General features: G+C 67.1%; 9 protein-coding genes. 5 read left to right on the top strand and 4 right to left on the bottom strand.

Annotated features, from left to right (window positions below; genetic code table 11):
- Positions 1-41 precede the first annotated feature (41 nt).
- Complete coding sequence (locus ACUZUJ_RS08320; protein ID WP_101765263.1) at positions 42-2,246, bottom strand: TonB-dependent siderophore receptor; 2,205 nt, start codon at positions 2,244-2,246, stop codon at positions 42-44.
- A 147-nt stretch (positions 2,247-2,393) separates the two neighbouring features.
- Positions 2,394-3,089, bottom strand: coding sequence for an alpha/beta hydrolase (locus ACUZUJ_RS08315; RefSeq protein ID WP_049445631.1), 696 nt, complete (start codon positions 3,087-3,089; stop codon positions 2,394-2,396).
- A 184-nt stretch (positions 3,090-3,273) separates the two neighbouring features.
- Here ACUZUJ_RS08315 and ACUZUJ_RS08310 point away from each other — a divergent pair, with 184 nt between their 5' ends.
- Positions 3,274-4,413, top strand: coding sequence for an MFS transporter (locus tag ACUZUJ_RS08310; protein ID WP_049445633.1), 1,140 nt, complete (start codon positions 3,274-3,276; stop codon positions 4,411-4,413).
- 81 nt (positions 4,414-4,494) lie between these two features.
- Here the strand turns inward: ACUZUJ_RS08310 and ACUZUJ_RS08305 are convergent, their stop codons facing one another.
- Positions 4,495-5,613, bottom strand: coding sequence for an alpha/beta fold hydrolase (locus ACUZUJ_RS08305; protein WP_049445635.1), 1,119 nt, complete (start codon positions 5,611-5,613; stop codon positions 4,495-4,497).
- Between the two features lie 185 nt (positions 5,614-5,798).
- On the opposite strand from ACUZUJ_RS08305, the gene ACUZUJ_RS08300 reads away from it, so the two are divergent.
- From ACUZUJ_RS08300 to ACUZUJ_RS08285, 4 genes are all read left to right on the top strand, one after another.
- Positions 5,799-7,145 (top strand): c-type cytochrome, encoded by a 1,347-nt coding sequence (locus ACUZUJ_RS08300; RefSeq protein ID WP_101765262.1) that lies wholly within the window; start codon positions 5,799-5,801, stop codon positions 7,143-7,145.
- Positions 7,142-8,068 carry a c-type cytochrome gene (locus tag ACUZUJ_RS08295; RefSeq protein ID WP_101765261.1) on the top strand — a complete coding sequence of 309 codons (927 nt, stop codon included), beginning with the start codon at positions 7,142-7,144 and terminating at the stop codon, positions 8,066-8,068. Before ACUZUJ_RS08300 ends, ACUZUJ_RS08295 begins: the two co-directional genes overlap by 4 nt.
- Positions 8,069-8,183: 115 nt before the next feature.
- Positions 8,184-10,562, top strand: a complete 2,379-nt coding sequence (locus ACUZUJ_RS08290) for a TonB-dependent receptor (protein ID WP_049445638.1) — start codon at positions 8,184-8,186, stop codon at positions 10,560-10,562.
- Positions 10,563-10,570: 8 nt separating this feature from the next.
- A complete protein-coding gene (locus ACUZUJ_RS08285; protein WP_049445641.1) occupies positions 10,571-12,679 on the top strand; it encodes a phosphocholine-specific phospholipase C in 2,109 nt (702 codons plus the stop codon).
- Positions 12,680-12,779: 100 nt separating this feature from the next.
- Here the strand turns inward: ACUZUJ_RS08285 and ACUZUJ_RS08280 are convergent, their stop codons facing one another.
- Positions 12,780-14,375, bottom strand: coding sequence for an alkaline phosphatase D family protein (locus ACUZUJ_RS08280; protein WP_458220844.1), 1,596 nt, complete (start codon positions 14,373-14,375; stop codon positions 12,780-12,782).

The following is a 14,375-nucleotide window of genomic DNA, read 5'->3' as shown; positions in this document are numbered from 1 at the left end:
TGCCATGACGCACCGCGGGCGTTTTCGTGCAGCGACTGGCGTCAGAACCTGTACGTCATCGCCAGCCGCACATTGCGCGGCTCACCCCAGGTGTAGGTGCTGTACCAGCTGAAGATCGTGTAGTAACGCTTGTCCAGCAGGTTGTTGACGTTGAGCGTGGCCGACAGGCGATCGTTGAATTCATAGCGCGCCATCGCATCGAGCAGCCAATAAGGCTGGGTGCGATGCACCACCTTGGCCTGCGTGGCCGGGTTGGTGATCTCGCCGAAGGTGGAATCCTGCCAGCGCGCGCCACCGCCCAGCGTCAGCCCCTTCCAGTCGCCGCGCAGGCGGTAGCTGGTGTGCAGGCTGAACTGGTTTTCCGGCTCCAGCGTGGTCACCTTGCCACCGGCCTGGCGCGCGATCTTGTGCGAGAACCCACCCTGCACCTGCCAGCCCTCGGCCAGCTGGCCAGACATTTCCAGCTCGTAACCCTTGGTACGCACCCCCATCAGGGCGCGATAGGCATCCTGACCATCCGGTGTCTTGCCACCGGTGGGCTGGGCAAAGTTGTCCTGGTCAAGCTGGAACAACGCCGCACTGGCATTGAGGCGACCATCGAAGAACTCAGCCTTCAGGCCCACCTCGTAGCTGCGGCCTTCCAGCGGATCCAGCGCCTTGCCCTGCTCGTCGCGCTGCCCCTGCGGTTTGAAGATGGTGCTGTAGCTGGCGTACACCGAGTAGTGCTCACCCAGGTCGTAGACCACACCGGCATACGGCACATAGACGCCGGTCTCGCGCGTGTCCGGCGAGCGGTAGCTGGCCAGACGGCTGCCGACGATCAGCTTCAACGGATCGGCCACGTCGAAACGGCCGACCACGTACAGGCCGTTCTCACGCGTCACTTCGTTGTTGCTGTAGCTGCGCTGCCACTCCGGCTCGGGAATGTCGCCCTGCCATGCGCGGTAGTCGGGTACTTCCGTCGGGTAGCCAGGCTGCGGCGAGTAACCGGTATTGGTCCAGCGCTTGCGCGAAGCACTGCCGCCCACCACCAGCTCATGCTCGCGGCCAAACAGGCCGAAATGACCGCTCAGATAGAAGTCGGCAGCGTTGCTGACGGTCTTGCCGACATACTTGCCCAGCCACAGCGACACGCCTTCGCCAGTGACCGGATCAGGATTTCCACCCGCCGCCCCGGCCAGCGCGGCGTCATAGCCGTTGACCTGGTGGTTGAGCTGCAGCTTGGCGACCCAATCGTTGTCGAAGGTGTGCTCCAGCGTGGCAAAGCCGGTACGCACATACTGGCGCCAGCCACTCCAACGGGTGCCGTTGTTGAACGAGCGCGGCATGTCATTGAAGTTGCCTGCACTGTCCAGCAGCGGAATGCCGCCCCAGGTCGAGCCCTTCGGATCGCTGTCCATCGCATCGCCCCCCACGGTCAGCAGGGTGCGCTCGCCCAGATCGGCCTCCAGCACGGCGTAACCGACCTTGCTGGTGCGCTGGTAGTGGTCGAGGTTGGAATGCTTGTCCTGCCACGCACCGACCGCGCGGCCGCGCACACGCCCATCGGCGGTCAATGGGCCACCCACATCGATCTCGGCACGATAGTCGTCCCAGCGGCCGACACCCAGCGTCGCACTGCCGGCGAAGTCCTTGCCCGGCTTCTTGCGCACCAGGTTGATGGTCGCGCCTGGATCGCCCATGCCGGTCAGCAGGCCGGTGGCCCCCTTGAGCACTTCGATGCGGTCATAGATCGCGGTATCGCTGAGCGTGTTGCCCGCCGAATAGGCCGAGTCACGCGACATCGGGATGCCGTCGTACTGGAAGTTCTGCACGGCAAATCCACGTGCGTAGTACTCGGTACGCTCGCTGTCGTAGGTGACGATGCTGATACCCGGGGTCACCCGCATGACGTCATCGATGCCGTTCAGGCCGAAGTCGTCCATCTGTGCGCGGGTAATGACGCTGATGCTCTGTGGCGTCTGGCGCGGCGTCAGCACCAGGCGGGTGGCGGTGGCGATGGTACCGGGCGTGTACGCGCCGCTGCCCTCGGTGATGGTGCCGAGCAGGTTGGCGGTGACCTGGACGGTCTGCAGCGTCTGCGATGCCGGCGTGCGGGGGGCCTTGTCCGGTTCGGTGGTGGACTGCGCGGCTGCGATGCCGCTGCTGGTCAGTGCGGTGATCAGCAGGCCCTGGGCAAGCGCCTGCGGCAACGCACGGCGACGTGGCAATGGGGACGAAATACGGGCATCAGGCACAGACAGCACGACGGGACCTCCACGATCGGGTGGGATCCTCTGGCGGCGGCTGGAGGGAAGACGGGGACGCGGCCGGATGGCCGCAGGCGCAGGAGTGTACTCCCCTGCGCCCCGGCTGTCGTGCGATGTGCTTTGGTGCGGCGCGCTGCCGCAGGCTCAGCCGCCGATGGCGGCGCAGGCCTCCAGGATCAGCGCGGTCACTTCCTTCGGCTGCGAGGCCAGCGAGGCATGGCTGGCATCCAGTTCCAGCAGTCGCTTGGGCTGCATCCTTGCGGCCATGGCCTTCTGGTTCTCCGGCGCGATCATGCGGTCGTGGCGGGACAGCTGGTACCAGCTCGGCCTGTGCTTCCACGCCGGGTCGCTGACCGCGTCACCAAAGGTGCTGGCCAGCGGCGCCTTCTGGGTCACTGCCATCACCCGGCCTTCGTCGGCGCTCAGGTCCTGGCAGAAGCTCTCATGGAACTTGTCCGCACGCAGCCACAGGTAGCCATCGCTGTCCGGTGCGAGGTTCGGCGCCGCCTCCGGCAGGTGCTGCTGGGTGATGCCTCCCGGGCTCTCGCCGGCATCGGGCGCGAAGGCAGCGATGTAGACCAGGGCCTTCACGTTGTCCTCGTTGCCGGCCTGGCTGATCACCGCGCCACCATAGGAGTGGCCAACCAGCACCACCGGTCCATCGATCTGCCGGATCATCTTCTGCGTGCGTCCTGCATCATCGGCCAACGACGTGAGCGGCAACTCCACCGCCTGCACACGGTCATGACCATTGCGATGCAGTTCCAGGATCACCTTGGCCCAATGTGCGGCCCCGCCCCAGAATCCATGGACGAGGAGGATGGTGGGTGTCGTGCTCATGTACAGGTCTCCGGCAGCGGCCGGCGGAATGCCGACCGTGCAGCCACTGTCCGTGTGCAGCGTTAATCGCTGGTGACGCAATCGGGCCACTGCAATCGTATGCGTCGTTCGATGTCATGCACGGCACTTGCCGACTCTGCCTGAAAACGTTTTCATACTGATTCCCCGGAGCCTCGCATCACGCATGACGCCCTCATCCCCACGTGCCCAGCAGCACGCTACCCGTGCCGCTTTCTTCATTCCCGGATTCGCCACCGCTGCGTGGGCGCCGATGGTGCCCTACGCCAAGGCCAAGGCTGGGCTGTCCGACGCAAGTCTCGGCGCGGTGCTGCTGTGTCTTGGGCTGGGTTCGTTGCTGGCGATGCCACTGGCAGGTGCGCTGACCGGGCGGCTGGGCTGCCGTCGGGTGATGGTGATCACCTGCGCGATGATGCTGTGCGCTCTGCCCTTGCTGGTGCTGGCGCCCTCGCCGGTGGCGCTGGGCGCGGCACTGTTCGTGTTCGGCGCCGGCGTCGGTGCACTGGATTGTGCGATGAACATGCAGGCGGTGGCGGTCGAGCGCGACGCCGGGCGCGCGATGATGTCGGGCTTCCACGCCTTCTACAGCATCGGTGGATTCGTCGGCGCCGGCTGCATGACCGGGCTACTGATCCTCGGCACGTCGCTGTGGCTGGCCGCGCTGGTTTCGGTGGCCGCTCTGCTGCTGGTGGCCGTGCTGTCGGCGCCGCATTGGCGTCCGCAACGGATCCTGCACGAAGGACCTCTGCTGGCGCTGCCGCATGGCGTGGTGCTGTTCATCGGCGTGCTGGCCTTCGTGGTGTTCCTTGCCGAGGGCTCGATGCTGGACTGGAGTGCGGTGTTCCTGGCTGAAGTGCGGCAGGTACCGCGCGACCAGGCCGGGGCCGGCTTCGCGTTGTTCACGCTGGCGATGACCGCGATGCGCCTGTTTGGCGACGGTATCGTCGAGCGCCTCGGACGCACCCGCACCCTGGTCATCGGCGGCATCACCGCCGCAGCAGGCTTCACCTTGGCCACGCTGGTGCCCTCGTTCCCGGTGGCGCTGGCCGGCTACGTGCTGGTCGGGCTGGGCTGCGCCAACATCGTGCCGGCGCTGTTCTCGATGGCGGGCCAGCAGCGGGTGATGCCGGAGAGCATCGCCATCACCGCGGTCACCACGCTGGGCTATGCCGGCATCCTCGCCGGTCCGGCGGCGATCGGCGCACTGGCACATGCCACCAGCCTCGGTTTCGCCTTCCTGTGCGTGGCCGCGCTGCTGCTCGGCGTCGCGGCGTCTGCGCGCTCATTGGCACGACGCGTGGCCTGACAGAAAAAGGGGACGGAGGGGATTAAGTCGATTCTGCCCCGGGTGTGCTGCAAACGACTTAATCCCCTCCGTCCCCTTTTCTCAGCTGCGTGTCAGCCACTCGGCCTGGGCCGGCAGCTGCGGTGCCGGGCACGCGCTCTGCGGATGGTGCTCGTCGCGCGCCATCCAGTCATCGACCACCCCGGCCAGCAGGTCCAGCCGCAACGGCAGGGTGATGTGGTCTTCGCCGCGCATTTCGATGTAGTGCGCGCGCGGGTTGGCCTGCGCGAGCTCGCGGCCCTGGCTGACCGGAATGTGCTGGTCGCCCTGCCCGTGCAGCAGCAGTACGCAGGCGCGGGTATCGGCCAGCGCGCGCGCCACGTCCACGCGGTCCAGATCGACGTCGATGCGGCGGCTGGCGGCGGCGATCACCTGGTTGATGTCCTGGCCGCCGTAGCGCCAGCGCGCGTACGACGCCACCGCCTGCGCCTTCAGGCCTTCCGGCTGCAGCCCCATCAGGTGCGGGATCATGGTGCGGATCGCCACGCCGGCATTGGCGAACGATTCCATCGCCACCACGCCTTCCACCTGGTCGCCGAGCTTGTCGGCGGTGAACACTGCGGTGGCCGCGCCGTACGATACACCGAACAGGTACAGCGGCCCGGTCACCTCGCCACGTGCACGCAGCTCACCGATTACATCGACCACGTCATCCGATTCATAGGTGCCATAGCCGGACGGACCGGCGCCGGACTGGCCATGGTTGCGCAGGTCGAGGGTGATCACGCGATAGCCGGATTCGGCCAGCTGCAGCGACCACGGCAGCATCGAATCGCCGTTCATCATCCAGCCGTGCAGCAGCACCACGGTGCCGCGCGGCGCCTGCGCATGGAACGGCTGCGGCACGGCCAGGCTCAGGCCGGTATCCAGCGGCAGGCCGTTCTCGTGGCGCTGCGGCAGGTAGTGGTAACGCGCGCCGTAGTCGCCCGGATCGAACACACGCCAGAAGATCGGCACGCCATCACGGCCCGGCGCGAAGCCATGGCGGTTGGGCAGTTCGGCGATGGCCGCAGCGATGCGCGGACGATCGAGCAGGGTCGATACGCCACCCGGCGCGATCAGCCGATCGGCGAGCGAGGTGGATGCGGCATTGATCGAGGAGGAGCATGCAGCCAGCCACAGGCCGGCGCACGCCAGCAACAACAGCAGCAGGCGCTTCATATCACGTCATAGGGGTGAATCAGACAGGTTGGGACGTTAACGCCCCAATAGTCCGGCCATCTATCGCGCGTGGATGACGGCTTGATGACAACGCAGGAACGATTCAGCTTGGTGTACAAGCTGTATCCGTTCAGTCATTGATCCGGATCAATGAACGCGCGCGCGGGATTGCCCACAGTGCCGCCATGCGCACCTCGTTCAAGCTCGCCATTGCCCTGGCCGCCACGCTGGCCGCCGCCTACGGCATCGCCCGCAGCACGCCCTACTGGTTCGCACCGCGGCAGACCGCGCAGGTCGACATCCACGATCCGGCGCTGATCGCGCAGGGGCAGTACCTGTCGCGTGCCGCCGACTGCGCGGCCTGCCACACCGCGCCAGGCGGCAAGCCCTTCGCCGGTGGCCTGGGCATGCAGACGCCGATGGGCACGATCTATTCGACCAACATCACGCCCGATCCGGACACCGGCATTGGTGCCTACGACTACGCCGATTTCGAACGCGCGGTGCGCCGAGGCTTCCGTCACGATGGCCAGCCGCTGTATCCGGCGATGCCGTATGCCTCGTACGTGATCGCCAGCGATGCCGAGATCAAGGCGCTGTACGCCTACTTCATGGGCTCGGTGCAGCCGGTGAAGCAAAGCAACGCCGACAGCACGATTCCGTGGCCGGCCAACATGCGCTGGCCACTGGCCTGGTGGCAGCTGCTGTTCGCGCGACCACGCAGCTTCAGCCCCGATCCGTCGCTGGATGCCGGCCAGCAGCGTGGCGCTGAACTGGTGGAAGGCCTGGCCCACTGCGGTGCCTGCCACACGCCACGTGGCCTGGCATTCCAGGAAAAGGCGATGGCCGATGATGGCAGCCGCCAGTTCCTGTCCGGCTCGGTGCTGGAGGGCTGGTACGCGAAGAACCTGCGCAATGAGTCGACCGGCCTGGCCAGCTGGAGCGAGGGCGAGATCGTCGACTTCCTGCGCACCGGACGCACCGATCGCTCGGCAGCCTTCGGCGGCATGGCCGATGTGGTCGAGCACAGCACGCAGTACCTGTCCGACGCTGACCTGCTGGCGATGGCGCGCTACCTGAAGCAGCTGCCGGCGCGTGAGGGCCGCGACGCACAGTGGTCGCCGGGTACCGATACCACCACCGCCGCACTGCGCAATGGCGACTACCGCGTGCCCGGTTCGCTGGCCTATGCCGAGCACTGCCAGGCCTGCCACCGCGCCGATGGCCGCGGCATGCCCCGCGTCTACCCGGCCCTGGCCGGCAACTCGATCGTATTCGCCGATGATCCCAGCTCGCTGGTACAGGTGACCCTGATCGGCGGCCGCACGCCGCATACCCCGCACGACCGCATGGCCTTCACCATGCCCGGCTTCGAGCAGCTGCCGAATGCGCAGCTGGCACAGATCCTGACCTTCATCCGCAGCAGCTGGGGCAACCAGGCCAGCGCAGTGAGCGAGGTCGAGGTGGCGCGCATGCGCAGGGTGGTGCGTGACAAGCCAGTGCACTACGTTCCGCAGGAGGCCGCACGATGAAGCGCTCGCGCAGACGTTCCCGCCTGCTGTTCGGTAGTGCGATCACCGTGGTGCTGCTGGCCGGTGCGGGCACCCTGGCCTATCGTCACCTGCATCCGGACCTGGATGCTGCCGTAGCCAGCACGATCGATATCCTCGATGCGCAAGGCAAGGTGGTCGGGCACTACCACGCGCCCAGCGCCGAAGAGATCAGCGGGCTGGGCAACGCCGAATCGGTGATGCTCGGCCGGCGCATCCTCAACGAGACCGCGCGCCTGCTGCCGGACAACGTCGGCAACGATCTGAACTGCAATTCGTGCCACATGGCCGAAGGCAAGCGGCCGTTCGGCAACCATTACTTCAACACCGGTGGTGGCGCCTATCCGCGCTACATGCCGCGGCCGGGCAAGGTGATCGGGCTGGCCGAACGCATCAATGGCTGCCTGCAGCGTTCGATGAACGGCAAGCCGCTGCCGAAGGACGCGCCGCAGATGCGCGCGATGCTCGACTACATGGCGTGGCTGAGCGGTCCCGTGCCAGACGGTGCAAAGGTGGCCGCCCCCAGCGAGGGACCCATCGACAGCACGCTGACCCCGGACCCGATCCGTGGCCAGGCGCTGTACGCCGTGCAGTGCGCGGCCTGCCATGGCGACAACGGCGAAGGCCGGCGCGACGCCAGCGGTGACATCGCCTTCCCGCCGCTGTGGGGCGACCACAGCTTCAACATCGGCGCCGGCATGGCGCGCCTGTACAAGGCAGCCGGTTTCATCAAGCACAACATGCCGCCGGCGGTGACCCGCGAGCCGCCGCTGGGGCAGCAGGTGATGCCCGACCAGGATGCGGTGGACATCGCCGGCTATTTCATCAACCAGCCCCGGCCGGACTTCGCCAACAAGAGCAAGGACTGGCCGCGCGACCCGAAACCCAAGGACGCACGGTACTGAAGCAAGTGGCGGGTGCCGACCGTCGCACAACACGATTCCTGCATCGTCACGTCATGCCGATGTCATTGGCGTTGCCGACACTCCGGGGCTTCCCTCCTCTGAAGGTCCGGTCTCGATGCGAACGTCTGCGTGCTTTCCCCGTGTCTCGCTGCTTGCCCTGCTGATCGCCCCCGCACTGGACGCCCTGGCCGAAGCACCGCAGGGCGATGCCGCTGAAGCGCGCAGCAGTGAGGCCCGCACCCTCGACCAGGTGCAGGTGATCGGCCAGGCCACCAGCTACGCCAAGACCTCGGTGCGCGCGGAAACGCTGAACCGCCAGACGGTGATGAGCAGCGTCAACGACGCGCTCAATGAAGTGCCCGGCGTGGTGGTCAGCGAAGCTGATGCCACCGGCTCGTCGGTGTGGGGCACGCAGATCAGCATGCGTGGCTTCGTCACCAACCGCGACACCCAGCAGATCGGCACCACCATCGACGGCCTGCCCAACGGCGGTTCGGGTTACGGCGGCGGCTCGCTGGCCAACCGCTACATCGACACCCTCGACCTGGAAACGGTGGAAGTCAGCCAGGGCACCGCCGACATCTCCTCGCGCTCGAACGAAGCGCTGGGTGGCACGCTCAACTTCCTCACCAGCGATCCGCTGCAGGACAGCCGCCTGCGCTTCGTGGTCGGTGCCGGTGACAACGAAGCGCGCAAGTACTACGTGCGCTACGACACCGGCCTGCTCGGCGGCCATACCCGCGCCTGGGTGAGTGCCTCTTCGGCGCGCGTGCATGACTGGATCGATGGCAGCGGCAAGACCAGCAACGATCACATCGCCGGCAAGTTCATCACCGAGCTGGACCGCTGGACGCTGACCGGCTACCTGTCCTACAACGATGCCGACGAGCCGGAGTACACCAGCGTCTCGCCGAAGGGCTTCGCCACCAACCCGGACCGCGACAACCTGGTTGGTACCCTCACCGGCATCCCCTATCTGGACCAGAACTACCGTTCCGGCTCGCGTGCGCTGCGCGAGAACACCTTCGGCTACCTGCGCGCGGCCTTCGACGGCGGCAACGGCTTCAAGGCCTCGGTGGCGGCCTACGGGCACCGTATGGAAGGTCGTGGCGACTGGCTGCCACCGTACCTGGCACAGGTCAGCGATGATGGTGCCGGCCGCCCCGAGTCGGAGTACATCGGTGGAAAGACCGTGTATGGCGGCAGCAACCGCGGCCAGATCTTCTTCGTCAATCCCGACGGCAGCGTCGCGCAGCGCCTGGCCAGCTGCACGCCGCGGCTGGGCTTCACTGCCGAATACGATCCGAACTGCTATGCCGGCAACGTGCTGGGCGCGCAGTCGTATCGCCACACCCACTACGACAATGACCGCATGGGCGTGACCGCCGACGTCGAGTGGCGGCAGACCTTCGGTGCGGTCGACAACACGATCCGCGGCGGCCTGTGGGTGGAGAAGCTGGACCGCTCGGCCCGTCGCGACTGGCACCGCCTGCTCAACGTCGGCCAGGACATCGCCTTCGACCACCAGCCTTACTGGGTGCAGTTCGAGGACAAGTACAAGGTCGACGAGCAGATGTATTACGTCGAGGACGTGGCCCGCTTCGGGCCGTTCAGCGCGCGCCTGGGCGTGAAGCAGTTCTTCGTCGACCAGTCGCGCCGCCGCGTGATCGGTGCCAGCGAGCACGTCAAATCCGATTCCAAGTCCGATCCGCTGCTGTCCACCGGCTTCACCTGGGCACCCGGCGTGGAAGGCATGGAGCTGTTCGCTGGCTTCTCGCAGAACTTCGCCGCCATTCCCTCCGGCGTGCTCGGCGAGACCGACCCGCAACGCTTCCGCAACGTCGAGCCGGAAACCGCCGACAACATCGAAGTGGGCATGCGCATCAGCCGCTGGCCGCTGACCGCCTCGGTCACCCTGTACAACATCAAGTTCGACAACCGCATCGTCTACCTGCCGGCCGGTTTCGTCAGCGGCATCGACTACCTCGGCGAGACCGACGGTGTCTACGAGAACTTCGGCGGCGTGGAAAGCAACGGCCTGGAGGCGGCGTTCGGCTATGGCTGGGACAACGGCTGGCGCCTCAACGCCGCCTATACCTACAACCGCTCCAAGTACCTGGGCAGTGGCGATGCCGCACGTGATACCCAGTTGGGCATCGTCGACGGCGCCAAGGTGATCGGCCAGCCCGAACAGACCCTGGTGCTGTCGGCGGACTGGCAGGGTGAGAACTGGAACTTCGGCCTGTCCGGTCGCTACCTGGGCACGCGCTACCTCGATGCCGCCAACGTCAACAAGCTGCCTTCGGCCACCGTGTTCAACGCCAATATCGGCTTCGACCTGCAGGGCCTGTCGCCGCGCCTGAAAGGCATGGGCGCCAACCTGGTGGTGAGCAATCTTACCGACAAGCGGTATCTTGCAGGGGTGGACGGCCGCGACAACGCCTTCATCGGCGCCCCGCGCACCGTCGGCATCTCCTTCCGTGTGGACCTGTGAGTGAGCCCGTGACCGATATCGGCCGACGCCGGTTGTTGCAGGCCGGCGTTGCCGCTGGCCTTTCCCCGCTGCTGCCCAGCATCGCCCGGGCCGCAGCGATCGCCCCCGCCGCGCAGACGCGCAGCCTCGAAGACCTGCAGCACATCGTGGTGTTCATGCAGGAGAACCGTTCGTTCGACCACTACTTCGGCACGCTGCCGGGGGTACGGGGTTTCGGCGATCGCTTCGTCGCTCCGGCGCAGGCACTGCAGGCCGGCGGCCGCGCGCGCAGCCTGTGGCTGCAACCCGATGCCAGCGGCAAGCGCGCGATCGCGCCGTTCCCGCTGGATACCGCTGCGCACTTCGGCTACATGCGCGTGGAAGGCACGCCGCACACCTGGCCGGATGCACAGCGGGCCTGGGACCACGGGCGCATGGGGCAATGGCCGAAAGCCAAGCAGAATCACTCGATGGGCTACTTCCAGCGCAGCGACCTGCCCTTCCAGTTCGCCCTGGCCGATGCCTTCACCATCTGCGACGCCTACCACTGCGCGATGCAGGCCGGCACCAACCCGAACCGGGTGTTCCTGTGGACCGGCCACAATGATGCACACGCGCGTGCTGGTGGCCCGGTGATCGCCAACTCGCACGACAACTTTCCCGAGCACGGCGGGCACCCGGCGTCGTACCGCTGGACCAGCTATGTCGAACGCCTGCAGAAGGCGGGCGTGTCCTGGCAGATCTACCAGGACATGGCCGACAACTTCACCGACAACCCGCTGGCCGGCTTCGAGGCTTTCCGCCAGGCCTACCGCGCTGCGCCGGGGCATGACCCGCAGCTGCGCGCACGCGGGGTCAGCACGCGTGGCCTGGCGCAGCTGCGCCAGGACGTGGTCGATGGACGCCTGCCGCAGGTCAGCTTCATCATCGCCGACGCGGCCGGCAGCGAGCATCCCGGCCCCTCCAGCCCGGCCCAGGGCGCGGCCTATACCGCACGCGTGCTGGATGCACTGACCGCCGATCCGGAGGTGTGGAGCCGCACCGCCCTGCTGCTCATGTTCGACGAGAACGACGGCTTCTTCGACCACATGCCGCCGCCGGCACCGCCTTCGCCCGTGGACGGGGGGTGGGCCGGCGCCTCATCGGTCAGTACCGAAGGCGAGTACCACCGCCATCCGGCACCGGGCGACGAGAAGTACGATGCCGCCGAACTGCGCGGCCGCCCCTATGGGCTGGGCCCGCGCGTGCCGCTGTACGTGATTTCGCCGTGGAGCCGCGGTGGCTGGGTCGATTCGCAGGTGTACGACCACACCTCGGTCGTGCGCCTGATCGAACGCCGCTTCGGCGTGGCCGCACCGGACATCTCGCCCTGGCGCCGTGCGGTCTGCGGTGACCTGAGCAACGCCTTCGACTTCGCCCAGCGCGATACCCGTCCGTTCGTACGTGGCCTGCCCGATGTGAGCGCGGTGGCCGCACGTGCCGCCGCCCTGCCGGGACGCACCGTGCCGACGTTGCCTGACGGACTGAAGCCGGCGAAACAGGAAAGCGGCGTACGCCCGGCGCGTGCCCTGCCCTACCGGCCGCAGGCATCGATTGCTGCGATCGACGGCTCGGGCGTGGACCTGACGTTGTCCTGCGAAGGTGCAGCGGCAGTGCTGCATATCTACGATCGGCTGCGACTGGGTGCGGTGCCACGCCGCTATACGCTGGTGCCAGGCACAGCACTGCAGGAGCGCTGGCCGCTGGATGCGCACGGTCGCTACGACCTGTGGCTGCTGGGCCCGAACGGCTTCCACCGCCATTTCCAGGGGGCGGCCAAGGCACCCGCCGTACAGGCTGCGGTCGAGCCTGCGGACGGCCAGCTGCGGCTGCACCTGCGCAATCTGGGTGACAGCTCGCAGCAACTGCGCGTGCATGCCGGTGCCTATGCCGGGCACATGCCCGAGCAGACGCTGGCACTGCCCGCGCATGCGGAGACGTCGTTGGCGTGGGATGCAACCCCTACCGCCGGCTGGTATGACCTGCAGGTCAGCGCGGGTGAGAGCGTGCTGCGCCTGGCGGGCCGCGCCGAGGATGGTCGCCCCGGCACCAGTGATCCGGCGATGGGCAGCGAACCACTGCGGTTCGAGCACGATTGAAGGATTTCTGTAGAGCCGAGCCCATGCTCGGCTGCTTTTCCGGTCCATTATCGAAGAGCAGCCGAGCATGGGCTCGGCTCTACAGAGTAGTCCGGTAGATTCAGGCGTCCTGCAATCCCGGCCGGCCGTGCTCCACCGCGTACCGCTTCCAGCTCTGCACGATACCGTTCGGACGCATCACGGAATCCAGCGTCTTCATGTCGCCGATCCACGCATCACGGGTGACATCGCACAGCACATAGCCACGCTTGTCGGTGGTCGCCTTCAGGTAAGGGCTGTGCGCAAGCTGGTTGTGGGCGTACGCATCCACGCCCTGGCCGTCGGCGCCGGACGTGATCGAGGTGGCAAGGAACTCGCTGGAGACCACGCCCGAATCACGATGGTCCTGCACCAGGTCGCTGGCGTAATGCCGGTGCGCGTCGCCACAGGCGGTCACCACGTTACCGAAGCCGACCTTCTGGATGTGGTCGAGCAGGCGCCGGCGGCTGTCCAGATAACCCGACCACTGGTCATCGGACGACTGCACCGCGCCGTCCTTCTCGCGCATGTAGTTGCCCAGCGCCACCTGGTGGGCGATGGTGTGCCAACGCGGCGCGGCATCGGCTAGGCCGTCGAACAGCCAGCGCTCCTGCTTCGCACCCACAATGCTGCGCTGCGGTGATTCCACCTCCTCACGCAGCGCCATGTTCACCGGCTTGCTGCGGTACTGGCGTGTGTCGAGCAGGTGCAGGTCCATCAGCGTGCCGTAGCGTGCGCGCCGGTACAGCTGCATGTGGCCATCGCGCGGGAATGCCGAGCGACGCAGCGGCATGTTCTCGTAGTAGGCCTGGAACGCCTGCGCGCGGCGCAGCAGGAACACTTCGCTGGGCGTATCGTCCTGGTCTTCGGCACCGGCCCAGTTGTTGTCCACTTCATGGTCATCGAAGGTGACGAACCATGGTGCCGACGCATGTGCGGCCTGCAGGTCGGCATCGCTCTTGTACTGGGCGTAGCGGCGGCGGTAGTCGTCCAGCGTGTAGGTCTGCGGCCCGACATGATTGCGCAGGTTGGTGAACGGCTGGCCGTTCATCTTCCGCAGGCCCGGCTGGCTTTCGCCTTCATAGATGTAATCGCCGTAGTGGAAGACGAAATCCAGCGGTTCCTCGGCGATGCGCCGCCACGCGGTGTAGTGGCCCTCTTCGTAGTGCTGGCAGCCAGCCACCGCGAAGCGCACCCGGTCCACCGCCGCCGTGGCCGCAGGCAGCGTGCGCGTGCAGCCCACCGCACTGGCATGGCCGCCCACCGTGAAGCGGTACCAGTAGGGTCGGCCCGGTGCCAGCCCTTCCAGCTCCACGTGCACGGCATGGCCCAGCTCGGGATGGGCCATCGCCGAACCCTGGCGCACCACCTTGCGCATGCGCTCGTCCGCGGCCAGCTGCCATTCGACCACCATTGGCCGGGTGGGCATGCCGCCGCCGAACACCAGCGGCTCGGTCGCCAGCCGTGTCCACAGCACCATGCCATCGGCCGAAGGATCACCCGAGGCCACGCCCAGGGTGAACGGAGTGCTGGCGAACCGCGGCGAGGCCAGCAGGTTGCGCGGGTTCAGCGCAGCGGCATCGGCCTGTGCGGCCAGCGCGCGCGCCGTGCCCATCCAGGCGCCAGCAGCGGACAGGCCGGCCAGGGCCAGGAATCGCCTGCGATTGATCGTCTCCAC

It is taken from the genome of Stenotrophomonas sp. S4 (assembly GCF_054187805.2).
The sequence above is the reverse complement of the archived record's forward strand: the minus strand, read 5'-3'. Positions and strand labels throughout refer to the sequence as shown.

Excerpts from the sequence above, each read along its gene's own strand:
- ACUZUJ_RS08315 (WP_049445631.1), bottom strand. The coding sequence starts at position 3,089 with ATGAGCACGACACCCACCATCCTCCTCGTCCATGGATTCTGGGGCGGG.
- ACUZUJ_RS08310 (WP_049445633.1), top strand. The coding sequence starts at position 3,274 with ATGACGCCCTCATCCCCACGTGCCCAGCAGCACGCTACCCGTGCCGCT.
- ACUZUJ_RS08305 (WP_049445635.1), bottom strand. The coding sequence starts at position 5,613 with ATGAAGCGCCTGCTGCTGTTGTTGCTGGCGTGCGCCGGCCTGTGGCTG.
- ACUZUJ_RS08300 (WP_101765262.1), top strand. The coding sequence starts at position 5,799 with ATGCGCACCTCGTTCAAGCTCGCCATTGCCCTGGCCGCCACGCTGGCC.
- ACUZUJ_RS08295 (WP_101765261.1), top strand. The coding sequence starts at position 7,142 with ATGAAGCGCTCGCGCAGACGTTCCCGCCTGCTGTTCGGTAGTGCGATC.
- ACUZUJ_RS08290 (WP_049445638.1), top strand. The coding sequence starts at position 8,184 with ATGCGAACGTCTGCGTGCTTTCCCCGTGTCTCGCTGCTTGCCCTGCTG.